The organism is Streptomyces sp. NPDC029956 (assembly GCF_055574655.1).
Genome location: NZ_JBVHZJ010000004.1, coordinates 192,605 through 215,402, shown reverse-complemented (window position 1 = coordinate 215,402; position 22,798 = coordinate 192,605). Strand labels below are relative to the sequence as shown.

The 22,798-nt window shown below is 70.2% G+C and carries 25 protein-coding genes; 15 read left to right on the top strand and 10 right to left on the bottom strand.

What is annotated here, in order from left to right; translation table 11 throughout:
- Positions 1–3: 3 nt before the first annotated feature.
- From ACZ4XX_RS04835 to ACZ4XX_RS04815, 5 genes are all read left to right on the top strand, one after another.
- A complete protein-coding gene (locus tag ACZ4XX_RS04835) occupies positions 4–381 on the top strand; it encodes a phage holin family protein (RefSeq protein WP_468506537.1) in 378 nt (125 codons plus the stop codon).
- Positions 382–390: 9 nt separating this feature from the next.
- The gene (locus ACZ4XX_RS04830; protein WP_468506536.1) at positions 391–882 is read left to right on the top strand and encodes a low molecular weight protein-tyrosine-phosphatase; all 492 of its coding nucleotides are present in this window, start codon (positions 391–393) and stop codon (positions 880–882) included.
- Positions 879–2,012, top strand: coding sequence for a cystathionine gamma-lyase (locus ACZ4XX_RS04825; protein WP_468506535.1), 1,134 nt, complete (start codon positions 879–881; stop codon positions 2,010–2,012). Before ACZ4XX_RS04830 ends, ACZ4XX_RS04825 begins: the two co-directional genes overlap by 4 nt.
- Positions 2,013–2,413: 401 nt before the next feature.
- A complete protein-coding gene (locus tag ACZ4XX_RS04820) occupies positions 2,414–3,310 on the top strand; it encodes a LysR family transcriptional regulator (protein ID WP_468506534.1) in 897 nt (298 codons plus the stop codon).
- A 152-nt stretch (positions 3,311–3,462) separates the two neighbouring features.
- Entirely contained in the window at positions 3,463–3,942 is a 480-nt protein-coding gene (locus ACZ4XX_RS04815; RefSeq protein ID WP_389033714.1) for an NUDIX domain-containing protein, read from the top strand.
- On the opposite strand, the gene ACZ4XX_RS04810 is transcribed toward ACZ4XX_RS04815, so the two are convergent.
- Both ACZ4XX_RS04810 and ACZ4XX_RS04805 read right to left on the bottom strand, forming a co-directional pair.
- Positions 3,885–5,174, bottom strand: coding sequence for a globin domain-containing protein (locus ACZ4XX_RS04810; RefSeq protein ID WP_468506601.1), 1,290 nt, complete (start codon positions 5,172–5,174; stop codon positions 3,885–3,887). The two genes, ACZ4XX_RS04815 and ACZ4XX_RS04810, sit on opposite strands and share 58 nt — an antisense overlap.
- A 108-nt stretch (positions 5,175–5,282) precedes the next feature.
- Entirely contained in the window at positions 5,283–5,939 is a 657-nt protein-coding gene (locus ACZ4XX_RS04805) for an HAD family hydrolase (RefSeq protein WP_468506533.1), read from the bottom strand.
- Positions 5,940–6,117: 178 nt separating this feature from the next.
- Here ACZ4XX_RS04805 and ACZ4XX_RS04800 point away from each other — a divergent pair, with 178 nt between their 5' ends.
- From ACZ4XX_RS04800 to ACZ4XX_RS04790, 3 genes are all read left to right on the top strand, one after another.
- A complete protein-coding gene (locus tag ACZ4XX_RS04800; RefSeq protein WP_468506532.1) occupies positions 6,118–6,981 on the top strand; it encodes a GNAT family N-acetyltransferase in 864 nt (287 codons plus the stop codon).
- 211 nt (positions 6,982–7,192) lie between these two features.
- Positions 7,193–7,651, top strand: a complete 459-nt coding sequence (locus ACZ4XX_RS04795; protein ID WP_468506531.1) for a MarR family winged helix-turn-helix transcriptional regulator — start codon at positions 7,193–7,195, stop codon at positions 7,649–7,651.
- A gap of 70 nt (positions 7,652–7,721) precedes the next feature.
- Entirely contained in the window at positions 7,722–8,174 is a 453-nt protein-coding gene (locus ACZ4XX_RS04790) for a GNAT family N-acetyltransferase (protein ID WP_468506530.1), read from the top strand.
- A 109-nt stretch (positions 8,175–8,283) separates the two neighbouring features.
- Here the strand turns inward: ACZ4XX_RS04790 and ACZ4XX_RS04785 are convergent, their stop codons facing one another.
- Positions 8,284–9,666 carry a serine hydrolase domain-containing protein gene (locus ACZ4XX_RS04785; protein ID WP_468506529.1) on the bottom strand — a complete coding sequence of 461 codons (1,383 nt, stop codon included), beginning with the start codon at positions 9,664–9,666 and terminating at the stop codon, positions 8,284–8,286.
- Between the two features lie 81 nt (positions 9,667–9,747).
- On the opposite strand from ACZ4XX_RS04785, the gene ACZ4XX_RS04780 reads away from it, so the two are divergent.
- Positions 9,748–10,233, top strand: coding sequence for an alpha/beta fold hydrolase (locus ACZ4XX_RS04780; protein WP_468506600.1), 486 nt, complete (start codon positions 9,748–9,750; stop codon positions 10,231–10,233).
- Positions 10,127–10,693, top strand: coding sequence for a hypothetical protein (locus ACZ4XX_RS04775; protein WP_468506528.1), 567 nt, complete (start codon positions 10,127–10,129; stop codon positions 10,691–10,693). Before ACZ4XX_RS04780 ends, ACZ4XX_RS04775 begins: the two co-directional genes overlap by 107 nt.
- A 66-nt stretch (positions 10,694–10,759) precedes the next feature.
- Here ACZ4XX_RS04775 and dnaB read toward each other — a convergent pair whose 3' ends face one another.
- The gene (dnaB, locus tag ACZ4XX_RS04770; RefSeq protein WP_079041843.1) at positions 10,760–12,244 is read right to left on the bottom strand and encodes a replicative DNA helicase; all 1,485 of its coding nucleotides are present in this window, start codon (positions 12,242–12,244) and stop codon (positions 10,760–10,762) included.
- 423 nt (positions 12,245–12,667) lie between these two features.
- Here dnaB and ACZ4XX_RS04765 point away from each other — a divergent pair, with 423 nt between their 5' ends.
- Complete coding sequence (locus ACZ4XX_RS04765; protein ID WP_468506527.1) at positions 12,668–14,005, top strand: MATE family efflux transporter; 1,338 nt, start codon at positions 12,668–12,670, stop codon at positions 14,003–14,005.
- A gap of 191 nt (positions 14,006–14,196) precedes the next feature.
- Here ACZ4XX_RS04765 and rplI read toward each other — a convergent pair whose 3' ends face one another.
- The 4 genes from rplI to rpsF all read right to left on the bottom strand — a co-directional run bounded on the left by rplI (position 14,197) and on the right by rpsF (position 15,921).
- Positions 14,197–14,643: a 50S ribosomal protein L9 gene (rplI, locus tag ACZ4XX_RS04760; protein ID WP_030317964.1), complete on the bottom strand. Its 447-nt coding sequence runs from the start codon at positions 14,641–14,643 to the stop codon at positions 14,197–14,199.
- A gap of 18 nt (positions 14,644–14,661) precedes the next feature.
- Complete coding sequence (rpsR, locus tag ACZ4XX_RS04755) at positions 14,662–14,898, bottom strand: 30S ribosomal protein S18 (RefSeq protein WP_003967857.1); 237 nt, start codon at positions 14,896–14,898, stop codon at positions 14,662–14,664.
- A 55-nt stretch (positions 14,899–14,953) separates the two neighbouring features.
- The gene (locus ACZ4XX_RS04750) at positions 14,954–15,556 is read right to left on the bottom strand and encodes a single-stranded DNA-binding protein (protein ID WP_468506526.1); all 603 of its coding nucleotides are present in this window, start codon (positions 15,554–15,556) and stop codon (positions 14,954–14,956) included.
- Between the two features lie 74 nt (positions 15,557–15,630).
- Positions 15,631–15,921: a 30S ribosomal protein S6 gene (gene rpsF / locus ACZ4XX_RS04745; RefSeq protein WP_015034882.1), complete on the bottom strand. Its 291-nt coding sequence runs from the start codon at positions 15,919–15,921 to the stop codon at positions 15,631–15,633.
- A 284-nt stretch (positions 15,922–16,205) separates the two neighbouring features.
- Between rpsF and ACZ4XX_RS04740 the strand changes: the two genes are divergently transcribed.
- From ACZ4XX_RS04740 to ACZ4XX_RS04725, 4 genes are all read left to right on the top strand, one after another.
- Positions 16,206–16,520, top strand: coding sequence for a hypothetical protein (locus ACZ4XX_RS04740; protein ID WP_468506525.1), 315 nt, complete (start codon positions 16,206–16,208; stop codon positions 16,518–16,520).
- Positions 16,521–16,639: 119 nt separating this feature from the next.
- The gene (locus tag ACZ4XX_RS04735; protein ID WP_468506524.1) at positions 16,640–17,758 is read left to right on the top strand and encodes a lipid II:glycine glycyltransferase FemX; all 1,119 of its coding nucleotides are present in this window, start codon (positions 16,640–16,642) and stop codon (positions 17,756–17,758) included.
- A gap of 104 nt (positions 17,759–17,862) precedes the next feature.
- Positions 17,863–18,894 carry an alanine racemase gene (locus ACZ4XX_RS04730; protein ID WP_468506523.1) on the top strand — a complete coding sequence of 344 codons (1,032 nt, stop codon included), beginning with the start codon at positions 17,863–17,865 and terminating at the stop codon, positions 18,892–18,894.
- A 125-nt stretch (positions 18,895–19,019) separates the two neighbouring features.
- Positions 19,020–19,493, top strand: a complete 474-nt coding sequence (locus ACZ4XX_RS04725) for a hypothetical protein (RefSeq protein WP_328485248.1) — start codon at positions 19,020–19,022, stop codon at positions 19,491–19,493.
- Here ACZ4XX_RS04725 and ACZ4XX_RS04720 read toward each other — a convergent pair.
- Together ACZ4XX_RS04720 and ACZ4XX_RS04715 are read right to left on the bottom strand one after the other, a co-directional pair.
- On the bottom strand, positions 19,477–21,189 hold the full coding sequence (locus tag ACZ4XX_RS04720; protein WP_328485249.1) for an IS1182 family transposase: 1,713 nt from the start codon (positions 21,187–21,189) through the stop codon (positions 19,477–19,479). The two genes, ACZ4XX_RS04725 and ACZ4XX_RS04720, sit on opposite strands and share 17 nt — an antisense overlap.
- A gap of 94 nt (positions 21,190–21,283) precedes the next feature.
- On the bottom strand, positions 21,284–22,783 hold the full coding sequence (locus ACZ4XX_RS04715; RefSeq protein WP_468506522.1) for a glycosyltransferase family 87 protein: 1,500 nt from the start codon (positions 22,781–22,783) through the stop codon (positions 21,284–21,286).
- Between the last annotated feature and the right edge of the window lie 15 nt (positions 22,784–22,798).

The window sequence follows — 22,798 nt, the reverse complement described above, 5'->3', positions numbered from 1 at the left end:
CACATGATGAATTTCGTAGTCAAGACGCTCGCCAATGCGGGCGCCCTGGGAGTCGCCATCTGGCTGCTCCAGGACATCACCCTGACCGGCGAGAGCACCGGCAAGAAGGCCCTGACCCTTATTCTCGTCGCCCTGGTCTTCGGCCTCGTGAACATCTTGGTCAAGCCGATCGTCAAACTGCTGACGCTTCCGCTCTTCATTCTGACGCTCGGCCTGATCACCCTGGTGGTCAACGCCCTGATGCTGCTCCTTACCTCCTGGCTGGCCGAGCAGTTCGACCTCAGCTTCCATGTGGAGGGCTTCTGGACCGCCGTCCTCGGCGGTTTGATCATTTCCGTCGTCTCCTGGGCGCTGAACGTCGTGCTCCCCGACGGCGACTGAGTGGAGACCATGACCTACCGCGTCTGCTTCGTCTGCACCGGCAACATCTGCCGATCGCCGATGGCCGAGCACGTCTTCCGCAGAGAGGTGGAGGACGCCGGCCTCGGCACCCTGGTGGAGGTCGACAGCGCCGGAACCGGAGGCTGGCACGAGGGCGACGGCGCCGACCCGCGCACGGTCGCCGTTCTCGAGGAGAACGGCTACACCTCGGCGCACACGGCCCGCCAGTTCCGCGCCTCGTGGTTCCCCGCCCTCGACCTGGTGATCGCGCTGGACGAAGGGCATCTGCGAGAGCTCCGCGAGCTCGCCCGGACGCCCGAAGAGGCGGCGCGGATACGACTGCTGCGCTCCTACGACCCGGCCGCCGGGGACGGACTCGACGTCCCCGACCCGTACTACGGGGGCCGCGAGGGCTTCGAGGAGTGCCTGGAGATGGTGGAGGCCGCGAGCGGGGGACTGCTCGCGGCCGTACGCCGTGAACTGGAGGAACGGACACCGTGACCGACAAGCACTACGGCGACGGCACACGCGCGGTCCGGGCAGGGCTGCCCGAACCCGTGAAGTACGAGCCGACCCTGCCGGGGCCGGTCTTCGCCGCGCACTTCCATCTGCCGGGCGAGCCGACCGGCGGATACGCGTACGGCCGCGACGAGAACCCGACGTGGACCCATCTGGAGCGGGCGATCGGCGAGCTGGAGGCGCCGGGGGAGCAGGGCGTCGAGACGCTCGTCTTCGCCTCGGGCATGGCCGCGATCTCCGCCGTCCTGCTCTCTCAGCTGAGGACGGGCGACATCGTGGTGGTGCCCAGCGACGGGTACCAGGCGCTGCCGCTGCTGCACGAGCAGCTGAGGGCGTTCGGCATCGAGGTCCGCACCGCGCCCACCGGCGGCGACGGTCAGCTCGCCGTCCTCGAAGGGGCCCGGCTGCTGTGGATCGAGACGCCGTCCAACCCCGGGCTCGACGTCTGCGACATCCGGCGGCTGGTGCGCGAGGCGCATGCCGCGGGCGCGCTCGTGGCCGTCGACAACACGCTCGCCACCCCGCTCGGCCAGCGGCCGCTCGAACTGGGCGCGGACTTCTCCGTCGCCAGCGACACCAAGGGCATGACCGGGCACGGCGACATCCTGCTCGGCCATGTCAGCTGCCGTGATCCCGAGCGGGCGGCGGAGGTACGGCGCTGGCGCAAGGTCGTCGGCGCCATCCCCGGCCCCATGGAGGCCTGGCTCGCCCACCGTTCGCTCGCCACGCTGCAGCTGCGGATCGACCGCCAGTGCTCCACCGCGCTCGCACTCGCGCAGACGCTCGCGGGGCGCGCGGACGTGACCGGGCTGCGCTACCCGGGGCTGCCCGACGACCCCTCGCACGCGGTGGCCGCCCGGCAGATGCGGCGCTTCGGGTCCGTGGTCTCCTTCGAGCTGGCGGACCGGAAGCGGGCCGACCGGTTTCTCGACGAGCTGCGGATCGTGGACGACGCTACGAGCTTCGGCGGTGTGCGCTCCACGGCGGAGCGGCGCGGGCGCTGGGGCGGGGACGCGGTCGCGGAGGGCTTCATCCGGTTCTCGGTCGGCGCCGAGGACCCGGAGGACCTGATCGCCGATGTGCTGCGGGCCCTCGACGAGGCCGGGGCCTAGACCCGCCCCCGTCGAGGCCCGACCTGGGCCTGCCCTCGACCAGTCCTGGCCCGGGCCCGCCCGGCTCACGGCCGTGAGGACCGGTTCCGGGGCCTCACGGCTGTGAGGACCGGTTCCGGGGCCGGTCCCCACGGGCCCCGGACACCGTCCTCACGGGGTCCCGGCAGGGCCGGCGTCGGTCCCGGGCGCACGGAACAAGGCGCTCCGAGCCTCCCCCCTCGTGGCTCGGAACGCCTCGGTTCCACGCGCGGAGACCGCCTGAACAAGGCTAGTTGACTGTGCGTCAGTGTCCAATCACGGTAGCGACAGAGACCTATCGACTTATTTATAGTTGGACGTTCCTGAGGCGCAGTCAGCCGACCGCCTGAGTCGAACGGCCGCACGGCCGGGAGGGGGCGCACATGGATCTGGCCCTGCTGCGCACGTTCGTCACGGTGCACCGGGCCGGCTCCTTCACCCGCGCCGCCGCGCTCCTCGGGCTCTCCCAGCCGGCCGTCACCAGCCAGATCCGGACGCTCGAACGACAGCTCGGCCGCCCTCTCTTCCTCAGACAGGCCCGCGGCGTCACGCCGACCACCATCGGCGACGAGCTCGCCCACCGCGCCGCTCCCCACCTGGACGCCCTCGTCGAGATCGCCGAGACCGGGCTCGACGAGGAGAGCGGCGTCCGTACCCTCCATGTCGCCGGTCCCCCGGAGTTCACCGCGCTCCGCGTCCTGCCGGCCCTCACCCCGCTGGTCGGGCAGGGGCTCGCCGTACGGACGTCGTTCCTCGGCAACACCGAGGAGATCCTCGACGGACTCGCCGCGGGCCACCACGATCTGGCCGTCGCCACCGCGCGGCCCCGCGGCGGCCTGCTCGTCTCCACCCCGCTCTGCGACGAGGAGTACGTGCTGGTCGCGGCCCCGCGCTGGGCGGCCCGGCTCTCCCCCGACGTCCTCCTCCGCAAGGGCGCCGTGGTCCTGGAGCAGCTGCCGGTCGTCGAGGTGCACGAGTCGCTGCCGTTCGTGGCCCGCTACTGGGCGAGCGTCTTCGAGACCAAGCCGGCGGTCGCCGCCACCGTGATCGCCCCCGATCTGCGCGCCGTCCGGGAGTCCGCGGCCTCCGGCGCCGGGCTCGCCGTCCTGCCCCGCTATCTGTGCGAGGAGGCCCTGGAGCAGGGCCGGCTGGTGGCGCTGCTCGATCCTCCGGTCCCTCCGCTGCGGACCTACTTCCTGGTCGTACGGACGGGGACGCTCGCGCTGTCGCCCATCGCCCGCGCCCACGAGGAGCTCCTGCGGGCCGCGGGGGACTGGTGAGCCTCCGCGAGGGAGTCCCGTCCTTCCACGGCGACCGGTGAGGCTCCGCGAGGGGCGAGCCTCGACGTTCCGCGACGGGTGAGTTTCCGCCGGGGGCGGCGCGTTTCAGGACACCCTGGACGGGCCATTTTCTTCCCATGAACGAACGGCCCATCAACGAACGGCCCGTGATCAAGCGCACCGCACGCGCCATCCTGCTCGACGGGGACGACCTCATCCTCATCAAGCGCACCAAGCCGGGGATGGATCCCTACTGGCTCACGCCCGGCGGAGGTGTGGAACCCACCGACGCCACCGTCGTCGAGGCCCTGCACCGCGAGGTCCACGAGGAACTCGGCGCCAAGATCGTCGATGTGGTGCCCTGCTTCGTCGACACCGTCGAGCACATCGTCGACGGCGGGGTCTCCGGGGTGAAGGTCCAGCACTTCTTCGTGTGCCGCCTCGACTCCATGGACACCACGCTGCGGCACGGCCCCGAGATGGACGAGCCCGTCGGCGAGTACGAGATCGTCCGGGTGCCCTTCAGCCGGGTCGGCATCGCCGCCGTGCACCTCGTTCCGCTCTCGCTGCGCCACTACCTCGACGGCAACATCGAGGGCGTCCGCGCGATGCACGCCCCCGACCTGGGCTGATCATCGGCCGTCGGGGCCAGTTCGGCGAGGAAGTCGTGCCGGATGCGTTCCGCGGGGACCCCCGCTCCCCGCAGCACGTCCACCCCACGACGGACCATGCCGAGCGGCCCCGAGAGATAGGCGTCGCGTTCGCTCCAGGAGCCGTAGCGGCAGACAGCCTCCGGAAGCCGTCCCTGCGCCTCGGTGACCGGATGGACGGAGAGCCAGGGGAAGGTCTTCTGGAGCCGCAGCATCGTGTCGATGTCGTAGAGGTCGTGGCCGTTGCGGGCCCCGTAGAAGACATCGACCGGACGCCGGTCCCCGTGCTCGGCGACGTCCTCCACCAGCGCCTTGATGGGAGCGATCCCGGTGCCGCCGCCCACACAGAGCAGGCCCGTGTCCGTGTCGTGGTCGACGGTCATGGAACCCGCCGGGGGGCCGAGGCGCAGGATGTCTCCGGGGCGCGCCCGGTGGACCAGCGCGGTCGACACCCAGCCCGCCGGAACCGCCTTCACGTGCAGGGAGAGCAGCCCGTCGGGCCGGGGCGCCGAGGCGAACGAGTAGTGACGCCATATCCGCGGCCACCACGGGGTCTCCAGCGTCGTGTACTGCCCCGCGAGGAAGGAGTACGGCTGGTCGGGCCGGAGCGTGACCACGGCGATGTCCGGGGTCCGCAGATCGTGCGAGACCACCTCGGCCTGCCACCAGGCGGGCGCCGAGCGCTCGTCCTCCGCCGCCGCGTCGATCATGATCTGGGAGATCGTCGTGTACGTACGGACCCAGGCCGCCTGCGTCTCCTCGTCCCAGGTCGTCGTCGCGTACCGCGTGAGCGCGCCGATGAGAGCCTCGCCCACGGCCGGGTAGTGGGCGGATCGGGTGCCGTACTTGCGGTGCCCCCTGCCGAGGTTCTGCAGATACGCGGTGAGCACGGGAGTGTCGTCCAGGTGCTCCGCCGCGGTGAGCAGGGCCTTCAGAAGCCGGTCCCGCTGAGTGTCCATGGCGGCGGGGAACATGTCGCGCAGCCCAGGGTTCCCGATGAAGAGCAGGGCGTAGAAGTACGAGGTGACCCGGTCGGCGACCGGCGCGATCTCCGCGAGGGTGCGGCGGACGAGCACCGCGTCGGTGGAGGCTTCCGCTGGTATTCGGGGCTCGTTCCCGTCATCCGCCGGGCGGCGGGGCTCGTTGCCGCCCCCCACCGGGCGCTCCGGCCCGTCCCCGTCCTCCGCTGCCCTCGTGGTGGTCGGAGCATCCATCATGTGCCTCGCCTATCGCTGGCCGGCTTCCGTGGACGCAGCATGCTCCCTCGAGGCGCCGCTTCGGAGGGAAAGCGGCGTTCTCGGGCCAAAGGGCAGGGTTTCTGACTAAGCTGCGCTGTTTCGGACCAGGGCGTAGGCCTCGCGCAGATCCCCTCCGGTGTAGCTGTGGCGGGCGAGCCCGGCCAGGTGGTGGTCCGCGTTCACCGCCACGGTGTCCGGCACGATCGTGAAGAGCTCCGCATCGGACATCGAGTCGCCGTAGGCGACGCAGTGGGACGGGTCCACCCCGTACTTCGTGCAGAGTTCCCGTGCGATCCGTACCTTCGCGCGCGCGTCGAGGATGCCGGGCCGATGGATCGGCTCGGTGAACGGGACGGTCGGCCAGTGCGACCCGTGCACCGTGTCGACGCCCCAGTCGAGAAGCCTCTCGACGAAGAAGTCGGGAGAGAGCGAGATGACCGCGCAGCGGTCACCCCGGTCCCGGATGTCTGCCCAGACCTCGCGAATACCCAGCAGCCAGGGCGCCCCTTCGAAGGCCGCCGCGACCTGGTCCACGGTGAGCGCGGACCACAGCGCGTGGGCCTGGACCGCGAACTCGTCCGGGGTGAGCCCCTGTAGAAGGAAGCTCTTCTCCAGGGCGGCGATCTCCTCGTCGACGCCCAGCTGCCGGGAGATCTCCACCGCCGCGGCCGACCCCCGGATCAGGGTGCCGTCGAGGTCGAAGAAGTGCAGTCGTCGCTGTCGCTGTTTCACGTGAAACATCGTCTCCATCCCACGACCCGGAAATCAACGCCCTCGTCCTGGTACCCACCCCGCACCGGCTCCCCGACTGCCCTGCCCGCTTCCCCACCTGTCCCGCCTGCCCCACACCCCACACACGTATCGACCAGATCCGCTAAACCGGTGGACGGAAGATCACCGCGTCGGCCAGCCTGACAGCATGCCGATTCCCCCCTCCTCGCTCGCCCAGCTCCCCATCCGGCGCCTCACCACGGACGACCTCCTCGCCTGCGCCGACCTCTCCGAGAACCGGGGCTGGCCGCGCGAGGAGCACAAGTGGGGCCTTCTGCTCGCCGCGGGCACCGGCTACGGCATCGACGACCCTTCCGGAGCCGGGCTGATCACCTGTTCCGTGGTCACGTCGTACGGCCCCGGGCTCGCCGCGATCGGCATGGTGCTCGTCGCCGAGCAGTACGCCCGCCGAGGGGTGGGACGCCGGCTGATGGAGCACGTCCTGGCGGAGGCCGGGGACACCCCGCTCACCCTGCACGCCACTCCGTACGGCCAACCCCTCTACGAGCAGCTGGGCTTCACGGAGACGGGCCGCGCGGAGATGGTGAGCGGGCGCTTCACGTTCACCACACCCGCCCCGGCCGTTCCGGTCCGCCCGGCGACGGCGGAGGACCTCCAGGCGATCCTGCGCCTGGACCGCGAGATCTTCGGCCTCGACCGGACCCATGTGATCACCCGGCTGCCCGCGTTCGCCGACCATCTCCGGGTCGCGGAGGTGGACGGCGAGATCACCGGCTTCGCGGCGGCCTGGCCCAACATGGACACCCATGTCGTCGGACCGCTGATCGCCCGGGACCCCGCCACGGCCCAGGCTCTGATCGCCTCCCTCGCCACCGCCACCGACCGCCCGCTGCGCACGGACATCGACGTGCGGCACTCGGCCCTGCTCAGCTGGGTGAAGGAGAACGGCCTCGCCCCGATCGCCTTCAACGCGGTGATGGTCCGCTCGCTCCCCGACCTCCCCGGTGACTGGCGCCGCCGCTTCGCCCCTCTGACCGTCGCGGCCGGGTAGCACGGGCCCGGCCCACCGGCGTCAGGACGGGGACGGCCACCGACGCCAGGGCGGGGACGGCCACCGGCGTCAGGGCGGGCGCGGCCCGGCCGCCCCACCCGGGCGCAGTCCGGCCCCTCCAAATTTACTTGCACACGCGCATTATTGCGCCGCATCGTTTACCCTGGGTCGAGAACCACTCCGGTGCCGAGGAGAGACCGAGGAGCGACCCATGACCGCGACGGACCCCGCACTCACCGCACTCTCCCAGCGCTGGTGCGCCCTCTCCCTGCTGCACGGCAGGATCGAGTCGCACATCGAGCGCGCCCTGGAGACACGGCACGGTCTGAGCGTGCGGGAGTACTCGCTCCTCGACGTCCTCAGCCGCCAGCACAGCGGACCGGGCGGGCACCTCCAGATGAAGCAGGTCGCCGACGCGGTCGTCCTCAGCCAGAGCGCCACCACCCGGCTGGTCACCCGGCTCGAGGACCGGGGCCTGCTCACCCGGTACCTCTGCGCCACCGACCGGCGCGGCATCTACACCGATGTCACCGAGGCCGGCCAGAAGCTCCTGACAGAGGCCCGACCCACCAACGACAGCGCTCTGCGTGAGGCGCTCGACGAGGCCGCCAGGAACCCGGAGCTGGCCCCGCTGGTCCAGGTCGTGGAAGGCGTGGGCGTTCCCGCCTGACACACCGCCCGCCTGACCCGCGCGGCACGTCACCGGTGATGCGGCGACCTCCCCGCGTACCCTGCGGGGCATGAGCGATCTTGAGATACGCCCCGCCACCGCGGAGGACCTCGAAGCCATCGTCGCGATGCTCGCCGACGACCCGCTGGGCGCGCAGCGCGAATCCCCGGACGACCTGGGCCCGTATCTCGCGGCCCTGGAGCGGCTGGCGAACGACCCCCAGCAGCACCTCGTCGTGGCCGTCCGCGAGGGCAAGGTCGTCGGCACCCTCCAGCTGACGATCATCCCCGGCCTCTCCCGCCGGGGTGCCACCCGCTCGATCATCGAGGGGGTCCGCATCCACGCCGAGGAGCGCGGCAGCGGCCTGGGCACCCAGCTCATCGAGTGGGCCGTCGAGGAGTCCGGACGCCAGGGCTGCCGGCTCGTCCAGTTGACCTCCGACGTCACCCGCACCGACGCGCACCGCTTCTACGAGCGAATCGGCTTCGAGGCCTCTCACCTGGGTTTCAAGAAGAACCTCTGAGGCGGCGGGGTACTCCACCGGCGTGCCGGGACGCGGTCCCGGCACGCCGATCAGGGTTGTTTCACGCACGCCGATCAGGGTTGTTTCACGTGAAACACCGCAGAACGGCTCAGAGGCCGCGCCAGCCCGCCTCGTCCACGCCACCCGGCACCACATCCGTCGGCGCGTAGGGCTCCCGCGTGAAGACGAAGGAGCCGAGGTCGAGATGGCTCACGCTGCCGTCGGCGCGCCGCACCGCCCGGAGCGTCTCCCCCTCGTAGTAGCCGTTCAGCCCGACCCAGCCACCCTCGGGCAGCGCCCGGAAGCGGGCCCGCCGCCCGGCTCCGCGCAGGGGTTCGAGCACCACACTCCGCTCGGGGCCGAGCCGGAGCCCGTAGGCGTACGTGCCCCAGTACCAAGGGCCCGTCAGAGCCAGCAGCTCCTCGTCGGCCTCGGCCTCCGGAAGCGGGCGCCAGGGCTCCGGGAACCTCGGCTCCGCCTCCGCCACGATCCGTACGAGATCGGCGGCCACGACCGCTGTCAGCGGCCCCGAGGTGGCATTGGAGAGGGCGATCGCCGCCAGCCCGTCCTCCACGCTCACCCAGAGGGCGGCGACGAAACCGGGGAGCGACCCGGTGTGGCCGACCAGAGTCCGGCCGTCGTTGCGGACCAGCTGGAGACCGAGCCCATATCCTCCCTCCCAGTCCCCCTCCCCGACCGCGGCGGCCGGGGCACGCATCTCCGCCACGGAGGCCTCGACGAGCACCCGCTCGTCACCTGCCGCGAGGAAGGCGGCGAAGCGGGCGAGATCCGCCGCCGTCGACCAGAGCTGTCCGGCCGGCGCCATCAGCCCGAGGTCCTCGGACGGCTCGGACAGCATCACATCGGCCCAGGGGTGCACCGCCCAGCCACCCGCGTGCGGGGCCACCGGATCGAGCGTCGTACGGCTCATCCCGAGCGGTTCCAGGATCTCGCGCCGCAGCGCCTCCTCCCAGGACACCCCCCGCACGGCCTCGACCAGTGCACCGAGCAGCGTGTAACCGGGGTTCGAGTAGTGGTGACGGCGCCCCGGCGCCTGGAGGAAAGGCTGCTCCCCCAGGACGTCCGAGAGCTCCGGCCGCAGCGCGGCGGACGAACGCTCCCACCACGGCCCGGGCGTCTCGGCCGCGAGACCGCCGCTGTGTCCGAGGAGCTGAGCGATCGTCACGTCTCCGGCACCCGTGCCCTTGAGGTGCCGCTCCAGCGGATCGTCGAGGCCGAGGAGCCCCTCGTCCCGCAGCCGCATCACCAGCACGGCGGTGAACACCTTGGTGATCGATCCGATCCTGAACTGGGTGTCGGCGTCCGGCGCGTGTCCGTCCACGCAACTGCGCGAACCACTCCACACCAGCTCTCCCTCACGCACCACGGCCCCCACGTAGGAGGGCGCCCGCCCCTCGGACTGGGCGACCGCCACGCGATGCAGCAGAGCCCGCTCGGTACCGGGCAACAGGGCTTCGAAAGTTGTCGTCATGGGCCCATCCAACGTGATCTCCCGGACGACGGCCTCCGGATTAGCGGTGCGCCGTGAGGTCTCCTCGTCACCAACCCCTTCCTGATCGACGCCGGAGCACCCTGGCGGGACCGCCTCGGTGCGATCACGGCCCCGACGCTCGTCCTGCACGGCACCGAGGACTCGCTGGTCCCCCTGGAGCACGGACGCGCCCTCGCCGCCGAGATCCCCGGCGCCCGCTTCCTCGCCATGGAGCGGACCGGTCACGAGGTGTTCCCCCGCGAGGTCTGGGACGAGGTCGTCCCCGCGCTCCTCGGGCGTGGCTGGGTCCCGTCGTCACACTCCCGCCTGCCCCGCCGCAGGCGGGACCGGGGCCGCCCGGCCGGGTGTCCTCCGTCCGGACCGTCCATGGGACGGATGAGGCGGGTGGGGGAAGGCCTAGGGGGCGTTCCGAGCCCCGCCGCCGTTGAGGAGTCCGCTTATGGCCCGCACGCTCGCCCTGGTCCTGGTCGGCGCCACCACGCTCGCCGTGGCGCCCGCCGTCGCCGTCGCCGGACCCGGACCGGAGCCCGGCAGGGCAGCGGCTGACAAGGCCGTCACCTATCGGGTGACCGCTCCGTACCAGCAGCACACGAACGGGGTGCGGGCCGGCTACAAGCCCGATCAGTACTGCGTCTACGACCGGGCGGGTGGCACGGGCGCGCTCGGCTACCCGCACTTCAACCACGCCTACGACAACTCGACGGACCCCGCCAAGCCCACCGCCCTCTTCTACGAGGACGACGGCAAGGGCGGCAAGCGTCTCGTCGGCGTGCAGTGGCTGGTCTACGACCGCGACCAGAACCTGAAGACGGACGACGACCGGCCGAGCATGTTCGGGATGCCCTTCAAGGGCCCCAACCGCGGCAACTTCCCCGGCCAGCCCGTCCACTACGCCCTGCACCTCTGGCTGTGGAAGAAGAACCCCGAGGGCCAGTTCACCACGTACAACCCGGCGGTCACCTGCCTCCCGGGCACGACCCGCCCGCAGCCGCGCCCGGCTTCCTGACACCCGGCCGGCCGGCCTCCTGGGCCCCGGCCGGTCCGTCCGCCCGACGACGGGCCGCGTCCGAGGTCAGGTCTGAGCCATGTCCACGAAACGGGAGTAGTGGCCCTGGAAGGCCACGGTGATCGTGGCCGTCGGGCCGTTACGGTGCTTGCCGACGATGATGTCGGCCTCGCCCGCTCGCGGTGACTCCTTCTCGTACGCGTCCTCGCGGTGCAGCAGGATGACCATGTCCGCGTCCTGCTCGATCGAGCCGGACTCACGCAGGTCGGAGACCATCGGCTTCTTGTCGGTTCGCTGCTCGGGACCACGGTTCAGCTGGGAGAGCGCGATGACCGGCAGCTCGAGCTCCTTGGCGAGGAGCTTCAGGTTTCGCGACATGTCGGAGACCTCTTGCTGACGGCTCTCCTGCCGCTTCGAACCACCGGACTGCATCAGCTGCAGGTAGTCGATGATGACGAGCTTGAGCCCGTTGCGCTGCTTGAGACGGCGGCACTTCGCCCGGATCTCCATCATCGACAGGTTCGGGGAGTCGTCGATGTAGAGCGGTGCCTGGGAGACGTCCGGCATCCGGCGGGCGAGCCGGGTCCAGTCCTCGTCGGTCATCGTGCCGGAGCGCATGTGGTGCAGCGCGACCCGGGCCTCGGCCGAGAGGAGACGCATCGCGATCTCGTTGCGGCCCATTTCGAGGGAGAAGATGACGCTGGGCAGGTTGTGCTTGATGGACGCCGCCCGCGCGAAGTCCAGGGCGAGGGTCGACTTACCCATGGCGGGACGCGCCGCGATGATGATCATCTGACCGGGGTGTAGACCGTTGGTGAGCGAGTCCAGGTCGGTGAAGCCGGTGGGCACACCGGTCATCTCACCGCTGCGGGAGCCGATCGCCTCGATCTCGTCGAGCGCCCCCTCCATGATGTCGCCGAGCGGCAGATAGTCCTCGGTGGTCCGCTGTTCGGTGACCGCGTAGATCTCCGCCTGGGCCGAGTTCACGATCTCGTCGACGTCTCCGTCGGCCGCGTAGCCCATCTGCGTGATCTTGGTGCCGGCCTCGACGAGGCGGCGCAGGACGGCACGCTCGTGGACGATCTCCGCGTAGTACGAGGCGTTCGCCGCCGTCGGTACCGACTGGACCAGGGTGTGCAGGTAGGAGGCACCACCGACACGGGTGATCTCACCGCGCTTGGTGAGCTCGGCGCCGACCGTGATCGGGTCGGCCGGCTCGCCCTTGGCATAGAGGTCGAGGATCGCGGCGTAGACGGTCTCGTGGGCGGGCTTGTAGAAGTCGTTGCCCTTGATGATCTCCACGACGTCCGCGATGGCGTCCTTGGAGAGCAGCATGCCGCCGAGGACGGACTGCTCGGCGTCGAGGTCCTGCGGGGGAACACGCTCGAAGCCGGAGAGCCCGCCGTCCCAGGGGCCGCCCTCGCCGCCCCGCTCGTGCTGGTCGTCCCGACCGCGGCCACGGCCGCGCCCCTCGCCGCGGGTACGGGTGGGCAGTCGGTCGCTCGGTCCGCTGTCGGCCCAAGGGTCGTCCATGGGCTCGGGAATGCTCACCAAGCACCTCCTCCCGTCCGCTCCGCGGACATCGCCGTGCCACTCTTTCTTACGCCACGGGCTTGATCAACGAGTGGCTTTGCGACCGCTTCTGGCGCGTCGGGCGCCGGACCACGGTAGGCCCGCGAGAGGCGTCAGCCAATCTGGTTATCCACAGGCCCTGTGGGTGAAGGGCCCCAGCCTGTGGAGAACTCGCCGGAACCTGTGCACGGACCGGGGGACAGCCATGTGGACAAACTCATAGGACCCCCAGCCTCACCGGCCTGACCTGCACTTTCCCCATCCACGGGCTGTGGGGGAGAAAAACTTTTCCCCCTGGACCAAGATCAGAACAAACGACCCACACCCGAAGCACCTTGCCCTCCGCAAGTAAGGATCACAGATGCATTGCATCTCTTACCTGTGGAAGATTAGATTGACCCCATGACCCAGGCCCCCGTGACGACCAAGGCCGTCCGCCGACAGCACGACCGCGAGATCGTCTCCCTCGCCCTGCCGGCCTTCGCCGCGCTCGTCGCTGAGCCGCTCTTCCTCATGGTCGACAGTGCGATCGTCGGCCATCTCGGCACCCCCCAGCTGGCGGGTCTCGCGATCGCCGCCGCACTGCTGTCCACAGCCGTCAGCGTCTTCGTCTTCCTCGCCTACGCCACCACGGCCGCCGTCTCCCGCCGCGTCGGCGCCGGCGACCTCCCGGCCGCGATCCGGCAGGGCATGGACGGCATCTGGCTCGCCCTCCTTCTCGGCGCCGCCGTCGTCGCGCTGACCCTGCCCGCGTCGCCCTGGCTCATCGACCTCTTCGGGGCCTCCGACACCGCCACGCCCTACGCCGTCACGTACCTCAGGATCTCCAGCCTCGGCATCCCCGCCATGCTGGTGGTCCTGGCCGCCACCGGCATCCTGCGCGGCCTCCAGGACACCCGTACACCGCTCTACGTGGCCATCGGCGGCTTCGCGGCCAACGGTGCGCTCAACGTCGGCCTCGTCTACGGCGCCGGTCTGGGCATCGCAGGCTCGGCCTGGGGCACCGTGATCGCCCAGTACGGCATGGCCGTCGCCTACCTCGTCGTGGTCGTACGAGGCGCCCGGCGCCACGGAGCCTCCCTCCGCCCCGACGCGGCCGGCATACGCGCCTCCGCCCAGGCCGGAGTCCCGCTCCTCGTCCGTACGCTCTCGCTCCGCGCGGTCCTGATGATCGCCACGGCCGTCGCTGCCCGGATGGGCGACGCGGAGGTCGCGGCCCACCAGATCATCCTGTCCCTGTGGAGCCTGATGGCCTTCGCCCTCGACGCGATCGCGATCGCGGGCCAGGCCATCATCGGCCGCTACCTCGGCGCGAACGACGCCGAGGGCGCCCGTCAGGTCTGCCGCCGCATGGTCCAGTGGGGCGTCGTCTCCGGCGTGGCGCTCGGCGCACTGCTCATCGTCGCCCGCCCCCTGTTCATCCCGCTCTTCACCGGCGACCCGGCCGTCCAGGACACCCTGCTCCCGGCCCTGCTCGTGGTCGCGCTCTCGCAGCCGATCTCCGGGGTCGTCTTCGTGCTCGACGGTGTCCTGATGGGCGCGGGGGACGGACCCTACCTGGCCTGGGCCATGCTGCTGACGCTCGTCGTCTTCGCCCCGGTGGCCCTGCTGGTCCCGGCGCTCGGCGGCGGACTCACGGCGCTCTGGTGGGCGATGACGCTGATGATGTCCGTCCGGATGGCCACGCTGTGGCTCCGCTCGCGCTCGGGCCGCTGGATCGTCACCGGCGCCACGCGCTGAATGTTTCACGTGAAACGCCCTGTTTCACGTGAAACGAAGCCGAGAACCAGCCCTCCAGCCCCCGACACAGCCCCAGCCCCAGCCCCAGCCCCAGCCCACAGAACGAACGCAGCCCCCGACACAGCGGAAGGGCCGCACCCCGAGGGGTGCGGCCCTTCCTCACTGCTCAGCGCAGAGCGCCGGCGGCAGCGTTACGCGGCGACGATCTCGACGCCGAGCTTCGCGGCAACGTCGGCGTGCAGACGCACGGACACCTGGTGCGAGCCCAGGGTCTTGATCGGCGAACCGAGCTCGACGCGACGCTTGTCGACGTCGGGGCCACCCGCGGCCTTGATCGCCGAGGCGATGTCGGCCGGGGTCACGGAGCCGAAGAGACGGCCGGCGTCGCCGGAGCGAACGGCCAGGCGCACCTTCGTGCCCTCGAGCTTGGCCTTGATCTCGTTGGCCTGCTCGATGGTCGCGATCTCGTGGATCTTGCGGGCGCGGCGGATCTGCGCCACGTCCTGCTCGCCACCCTTGGTCCAGCGGATGGCGAAGCCACGCGGGACCAGGTAGTTGCGGGCGTAGCCGTCCTTGACGTCGACGACGTCGCCGGCGGTGCCGAGGCCGGAGACCTCGTGGGTCAGGATGATCTTCATTATTCGGTCACCCTTTCCTTATCGCGCGGTGGACGTGTAGGGCAGCAGCGCCATCTCACGGCTGTTCTTGACGGCCGTGGCGACGTCACGCTGGTGCTGCGTGCAGTTGCCGGTCACGCGGCGGGCACGGATCTTGCCGCGGTCGGAAATGAACTTCCGCAGCATGTTCGTGTCCTTGTAGTCCACGTACTGGGTCTTGTCCTTGCAGAACGCGCAGACCTTCTTCTTAGGCTTGCGCACAGGCGGCTTCGCCATGGTGTTTCTCCTGTGTGATCAAGAATGGGGGTACGAGCTGCTTCCGGGCCGTGGCCTAGAAGGGGGGCTCGTCCGAGTAGCCGCCGCCGCTGGAGTTTCCACCCCAGCCGCCTCCGCCGCCCTGCTGCTGGCCGCCGCCGGAGGAGGAGGGACCGCCGGTCGCCCACGGGTCGTCGGCGGGAGCACCGCCACCACCCTGCTGGCCACCGCCGGAGTTTCCACCCCAGCTGCCACCGCCGCCGGCCTGCTGGCCGCCGCCGCCCCCGCCGCCGTAACCGCCCTGGCCGCTTCGACCGGTGGTCTTGGTGACCTTGGCCGTGGCGTTCTTGAGGCTGGGGCCGACTTCCTCGACATCCAGCTCGTAGACCGTGCGCTTGACGCCCTCACGGTCCTCGTAGGACCGCTGCTTCAGTCGGCCCTGCACGACGACGCGCATGCCTCGCTGAAGCGACTCCGCGACGTTCTCCGCCGCCTGACGCCAGACCGAGCAGGTGAGGAAGAGGCTTTCGCCGTCCTTCCACTCGTTGGTCTGACGGTCGAAGGTGCGGGGGGTGGACGCGATACGGAACTTCGCGACCGCCGCACCGGACGGGGTGAAGCGCAGCTCGGGGTCGTCGACAAGATTGCCGACGACCGTGATGACGGTCTCGCCTGCCATGGGGGAACCTCTCGGCGGGATTGCTTCTGGCTGCTTTGCTGCTACTCGGATCCGAAGACCACTGAGCTAGACGCTCAGTGGGTCTCGGGACGGAGGACCTTGGTCCGGAGGACCGACTCGTTCAGGTTGAGCTGTCGGTCGAGCTCCTTGACGACCGCAGGCTCGGCCTGCAGGTCGATGACCGAGTAGATGCCCTCGGGCTTCTTCTTGATCTCGTAGGCGAGACGACGACGGCCCCAGGTGTCGACCTTCTCGACCTTTCCGTTGCCCTCACGGACGACGGAAAGGAAGTTCTCGATCAGCGGGGAGACAGCGCGCTCCTCGAGATCGGGGTCGAGGATGACCATCACTTCGTAGTGACGCATGTGGAACCCACCTCCTTTGGACTCAGCGGCCACGGTCGTTCCGTGGCAGGAGGGTCGTGATGCGTAAGCAACGGTATCCGCCACCACTGACAGTCCCCCTCGGCGAGCGAGGGGCACTGCCGGGATCCAGACGGACCAGGGCAGACACCGGTGCAGACCGTACAGAGTACCCGCTCACCGCCCTCCGGTTGAAATTCACTGGTGAGGGGACGCAATCTGTACACAACGGATGTCGGCGGCGCTACGATGCGCCGCCTTCCGGCAGCTACGCCAGGAGGTGCCCCATGGCACAGGCAATGCGACCCGACCCCGGCCACTCCCTCTTCGCCACCGACGGCAAACCGCACCCCATCCAGGACACCCTGGTCGGGGTGACCCTGGTCCTCGGTGTCCTCGCCTTCGTCACGGCACAGTTCCACAGCCTGCACCTGCTGAGCTCCTGGGCGGGCCTGATCGGCATCCTGACCGGTGCCTACGGACAGTTCATCTCCGTGACGACACGCGAGCGCTTCCTGCTGATCCTCGGACTGGGCGCGTCGGCGTTCGGGTTCTACCTCGGCATGGCGCACGGCGGGCTCTTCGGCGGGGTCATCAGCTGAGCCCAGGGGCACGTCAGGACGCACACAGCCATTCGGGGCGCTCCCCGGTCACAGTAGGCTTCGGCGCGAGAGCCGGAGCCCCTGACCGATGGGGACACACCTGCCGAGGAGCGCCCCGCATGAGCCTGACCCTGAGGACCATCAGCCGTGAGCAGCATCTGGCGTACATCCAGAGCCAGCCTGCGGCGAGCCACTGCCAGGTCCCGGCGTGGGCTGATGTGAAGACCGAGTGGCGCTCGGAGAACCTCGGTTGGTTCGACAAGAACGGCGAACTCGTCGGCGCCGGCCTCGTGCTCTACCGCCAGCTCCCGAAGATCAAGCGCTACCTGGCCTATCTGCCCGAGGGCCCGGTCATCAACTGGCACGCGCCCAACCTCGACGACTGGCTGAACCCGATGCTGGCGCACCTCAAGCAGCAGGGCGCCTTCTCCGTGAAGATGGGCCCGCCGGTCGTCATCCGGCGCTGGGACTCGGCCGCCATCAAGTCCGGCATCCAGGACCCGGACGTCAAGCGCCTCAAGGACGTCGAGGCCACCCACATCGAGCCCCGCGCCTTCGAAGTCGCGGACCGGCTGCGGAAGATGGGCTGGCAGCAGGCCGAGGACGGCGGCGCCGGCTTCGGCGACGTGCAGCCCCGCTACGTCTTCCAGGTCCCGCTCGCGAACCGCTCGCTCGACGACGTCCTCAAGGGCTTCAACCAGCTGTGGCGCCGCAACATCAAGAAGGCCGAGAAGGCCGGTGTCGAGGTCGTCCAGGGCGGCTACGAGGACCTGGCCGAGTGGCAGCGGCTGTACGAGATCACGGCGGTCCGTGACCACTTCCGGCCGCGCCCGCTCTCGTACTTCCAGCGCATGTGGACGGTCCTCAACAGCGAGGACCCCAACCGCATGCGGCTCTACTTCGCCCGCCACAACGGCGTGAACCTCTCCGCGGCGACGATGCTCGTCGTCGGCGGCCACGTCTGGTACTCCTACGGTGCCTCCGACAACATCGGCCGTGAGGTCCGGCCCTCGAACGCGATGCAGTGGCGCATGCTGCGCGACGCCTACGCGATGGGCGCGACCGTCTACGACCTGCGGGGCATCTCGGACTCGCTCGACGAGACCGACCACCTCTTCGGGCTCATCCAGTTCAAGGTGGGCACGGGCGGCGAGGCCGTCGAGTACGTCGGCGAGTGGGACTTCCCGCTGAACAAGCTGCTGCACAAGGCGCTCGACATCTACATGTCGCGCCGCTGATCGGTGTCGTCGCCGCCGCAGCCCCGTGCCGCTTCGCCGACGTTTCCGTAGTCTCGTACATACCTTTGACACACCGCTGCCATCAGAAAGGTTCCGGGCCGGCCATGGCGCTCTCCCTCTACGTCGACACCGCTCGCTGGCGCGCGCACCAGAAGACCGTCATCGACCAGTTCCCCGGTGTCATCCCGGTCTGCAAGGGCAACGGCTACGGCTTCGGCCACGAACGCCTCGCGGACGAGGCGGCCCGGTTCGGCGCCGACATCCTCGCCGTGGGCACCACGTACGAGGCCGCGCGGATCAAGGACTGGTTCAGCGGGGATCTGCTGGTCCTCACCCCCTTCCGCCGGGGTGAAGAACCGGTTCCGCTGCCCGACCGGGTCATCCGTTCCGTGTCCTCCGTGGACGGCGTCCACGCCCTGGTGGGGGCCCGCGTCGTCATCGAGTGCATGAGCTCGATGAAGCGGCACGGCGTGCGTGAGGAGGAGCTCCAGCAGCTCCACTCCGCCATCGAGGACGTCCGCCTGGAGGGCTTCGCCCTCCACCTCCCGCTGGACCGCCCGGACGGCACCGACGCCGTCGAGGAGGTCATCGGCTGGATGGACCGGCTGCGGGCCGCCCGGCTGCCGCTGCACACCATGTTCGTCAGCCACCTGCGGGCCGAGGAGCAGGCGCGGCTCCAGCAGCAGTTCCCGCAGACGCGCTTCCGCGCCCGCATCGGCACCCGGCTGTGGCTGGGCGACCACGAGGCCACGGAGTACCGGGGTGCGGTCCTCGACGTGACCCGGGTCGCCAAGGGCGACCGGTTCGGCTACCGCCAGCAGAAGGCCGCGTCGGACGGCTGGCTGGTCGTCGTCGCCGGCGGCACCTCGCACGGTGTGGGGCTGGAGGCCCCCAAGGCCATGCACGGCGTCATGCCGCGCGCCAAGGGGGTCGCACGGGCCGGTCTCGCGACCGTCAACCGGAACCTTTCGCCCTTCGTCTGGGCCGGGAAGCAGCGCTGGTTCGCCGAGCCGCCGCACATGCAGGTGTCGATCCTGTTCGTGCCGGCCGACGCCCAGGAGCCCCGGGTGGGCGACGAGCTCGTGGCGCATCTGCGCCACACCACGACGCAGTTCGACCGGCTCGTCGAGCGCTGAGCCGGCCGATCGCCCCTCACCCCCGGGAGTTCAGCGACACCGTTGGCGAATGTCCTGTGCTAACGGAGGTTGGTGATCACTAGGTTTGTGCCATCAAAGTTGAACGGCTGCTCGGAGGGGTGAACGTGGAGGACTCGCAGGTCACCTTCCGCTTGGAGCTGGGCGTAACCGGGTTCCGCGACCGGGGTGACCCGCCCCTGCCGAGTACCGATCCCCAGACGTGCCGTGCCGCCTGGTATGCCGCGGCGCGGGCTGCGGGCGGGCAGGTCGAGGACTTCACGGAACAGGAGTACCCGCAGAACTTCCACAGCGCCACGATCAGCGATCGGGACGGCGCCCACATCGCGCTGTTCCACGCTCACTACCCGTTGATCGCCTTCGTCGGAGACCGGCGCTACTGGTACACCGACGAGTTCCAGGAACCTCCCACTTGGGCCACCGTCCTCACCGACATCGGCTTTGTCCTCCTGAGCGCAGCACAGCTCCTGTTGCCGCTGACGGAGTCGGACACCTCTGCTCTGTCTGCGACGGAGTGGCGTCAGATCAAGCACTGGCGACCGGAGACCCTTGGCGCAACACTCTTCAACTCGTGGGACTGACGGCCCCCGGCCCCTGTTGGACGCAGGCCTGCTGTGTCAAATGGGCAGGCCGGAGAGCTGCAAGATGGGATGTGCGGGTCCGGGCTCGTGGGGTGTCGGTCCACCATGCGTTGAGGCGGTGGAAGTTCATCGCGGTCGCGGTGAGCTGGTGTTGCAGCCGGGCCTTGGGCAGGCCGTGATACCGGCATCGCCGCAGGCCGAAGGCTCGTACTCCCTGGGAGATCGTGCCTTCGACACCGGCCCGGTGTGCGTACTGCTCCTTCCACTCCGGGGTGTCTTCCTGGGCCCGTGCCTGCTGGATCACCTCCTGCTCCGCCTGCGGGCGGAGGGTGATTCGGCGGCCCATGTCCGACTTGTTGTTGGAACGGGTGCACTGCTCTCGCGCTTTGCAGGGCCGGCAGGCAGCCGTCGGGAACCGTGCCCGGACCACTGCCGCCCCGTATTGGGAGCGGTCTTCCCGCCAGTTGCTGGTGGTGATGCCGTTGGGGCAGGTCACCCGCTGGCTGTCCCAGTCGATGGTGAAGTCGGCCTGCGAGAAGCCGCCGCTGTCCTTGGTCTGCCAGCTGGTCGACGCGAGGATCGGCCCCACCAGGCCGACACCGTGGTCCCGGCGGGCGGTGACCACTTCGCGGGCCGTCGCATAGCCCGCGTCGACCAGGTGCCGGTCTGGCAGCAGGGCGCGCTCAGCGAGATGAGCGTGGATCGGGGCGACCAGCCGTACGTCCTGGACGGTGGAGTCGGTGGTGGCGACGTGCGTGATCAAGTTCGGGCGGTCCGGCTCGCAGGTCTCGGTGAGGTGGACCTTGTAGCCGTCCCAGAAGGTGCCGCGCTTCACGCTGCCTCGCGCGTCGGTGTCATAGGGCGTGACCAGCCGTTCCGCGCCCGGCGGGCGGTCCTTGAGGTCGCGGCGGCGGACCTGCCCGTCGTCGACGAAGTACTGCTGGATCCACATCTGCCGCAGCGTCTGGACCCGATCGAGCAGCCGTAGGGATGCAGGGGCTTCCGGGGCGTTCAGGGCCGCCAGCAGACTCAGCCCGTCGGCCCCGATCTGGTCGATCAGCTCGGTCTGCTTCGCCTTCCCCTTGGGCAGGCGGGTGTCTTCGAACCGGATCGCGTACCGGTCGAACCAGTCGGACGGGGCCCAGTCGGCCAGCCACTCCGGCTCGCGGGCGGCCACGCTGTTCAACGCGGCCCGCAGGGTTTCACTGAGCCGTACCAGCCCGTTGATCTGCCGCGCGGCGGACAGCACGATCGTGGAGTCCGTGCGCGCACGGCCACCGGCCTTGAGCAGGCCGCGCTCCGCGGCGGCGCCGAGGACCCGGTCCAGGAGCTCGATCCCGGCGTCGCCCTCGATCAGCCGGTCCCTGAACTCGGTGAGCACCGAGTGGTCGAAGCCCGCATCGGCCAGCTCCAGCCCCAGCAGGTACTTCCAGTCCAGCCGCCCGCGCACCGCGTCGGCGGCCTGCCGGTCCGACAACCCCTCGGCGAACTGCATGACCGACACCAGCGCCAGCCGGCCCGGCGACCACGCTGGCTTCCCCCTGCTCGGATAGAGGCCGGCGAAGTCCTCGTCCGTGAACAGCTCGCCCAGCTCGTCCCGGATCCGCATGGCCAGGCTGCCCTTCGGGAACGCGGACCGCGCCACCCGGGCCGTCTCCTCGGGCACCCCCTCGATCTTCCTCGCGTGCAGCGACACCGACACCCTCCCCAGACACAACATCGGCCTTCACGACCACAACGGGTCGTGAAGGCCGACGTCACGCTCGCCCCCTATTCGCCAACGGTGTCGTTCAGCTCCCGGGGGTTCCCCATTCCACCAGCGGCCCGTCCTCGGCGGCCGGGGCCGCGTGCCGGGCGGGATGGGCTGCCCTGCCCGCCACGAAGACGTCCTCGGCACCGTCCAGGACGCCTCCGGACGGGTCGTCCGCGCCGTCCTGCCGGACCGGGTCCTTCTCGGGCGCGAGGATGTCGCGTACGACCATCACGCACAGGTACAGGGTTCCGAGCAGGTGCAGCACGATCGCGAACTGGTAGCCGTCCACCGGCAGACCCTGCTTGTTGCCGCTGGTCGTGAACGCCAGGTACATCCAGACGCCGACGAAGTACATGACCTCGCACGCCTGCCAGATCAGGAAGTCGCGCCAGCGCGGCCGGGCGAGCGCCGCCAGCGGCACCAGCCACAGCACGTACTGCGGTGAGTAGACCTTGTTGGTCAGGACGAACGCGGCGACGATCAGGAACGCCAGCTGGACGAAGCGGGGCCTGCGGGGCGCCGTGAACGCGAGATAGGCGAGCCCGGCGATCGCCGCCAGCATCAGCAGCAGCGCGTACAGGTTGGCCTGGCCCGGCGTGATGGCGCTGCCCGTCCGCTGGCTGACCAGCAGCCAGATCGAACCGAAGTCGACGTTCCGGTCCCGGCTGAAGAGGTAGAACTGCTTCCAGCCCTCGGGTGCGAGCAGCATCACGGGCAGGTTCACCAGCAGCCACGCGCCGCCCGCTGCCAGCACCGCCGTCCCGTACTCCCGCCACTTCCCGGCCCGCCAGCAGAGCAGCAGCAGGGGGCAGAGGAGCAGTATCGGGTAGAACTTCGCGGCGGTGGCCAGGCCGAGCAGGATGCCGAAGGCCAGCGGCCGTTCGCGCGACCACATCAGGATCGCAGCGGCCGTCAGCGCGACGGCCAGTATGTCCCAGTTGATCGTCGCGGTCAGCGCGATCGAGGGCGCCAGGGCGACGAGCAGCCCGTCCCAGGGCCGCAGACGGTGCGTCCGGGCCACACAGACCGCGAGGACGGCCGCGCAGACCATCAGCAGCCCCGCGTTGGCGAGCCAGTACGACTGCTCGCGCTGCATGGTGTCGCCGCCGCCCGGCGTCAGCCAGGCCGCGACCTCCATGAAGAGCCCGGTCAGGACCGGGTACTCGAGGAACGGTATGTCGCCGCTCAGCCGGTCGAAGTAGGGCACCAGGCCCTCGGCGAAGCCCCGCCCGGTGAAGAGGTGCGGGATGTCCGAGTAGCAGGCGTGGGTGTACTGGGAGGTCGTGCCCCGGAACCAGGCCCAGTTGTAGCAGGGCAGCTTCTGCACCATGCCGAGGGCGAACATGCCGATGGCCACGAGGGCGATCACCCGCACCGGCGTGATCTGCCCGGTGCCGGCCCGCGCCCGGCGGCCGTAGGGGCCGCCGATCAGTTCGCTGCCCGCGGCGGCCACCTTGTCCCGGTGGGTGGGGCTGACCGTCTGCGAGCGGCCCTTGGGCCGGTCCTGCGGCGCGCTCGTCTTCTGGAGGCTCGGCATGGGGGACATCCTGCC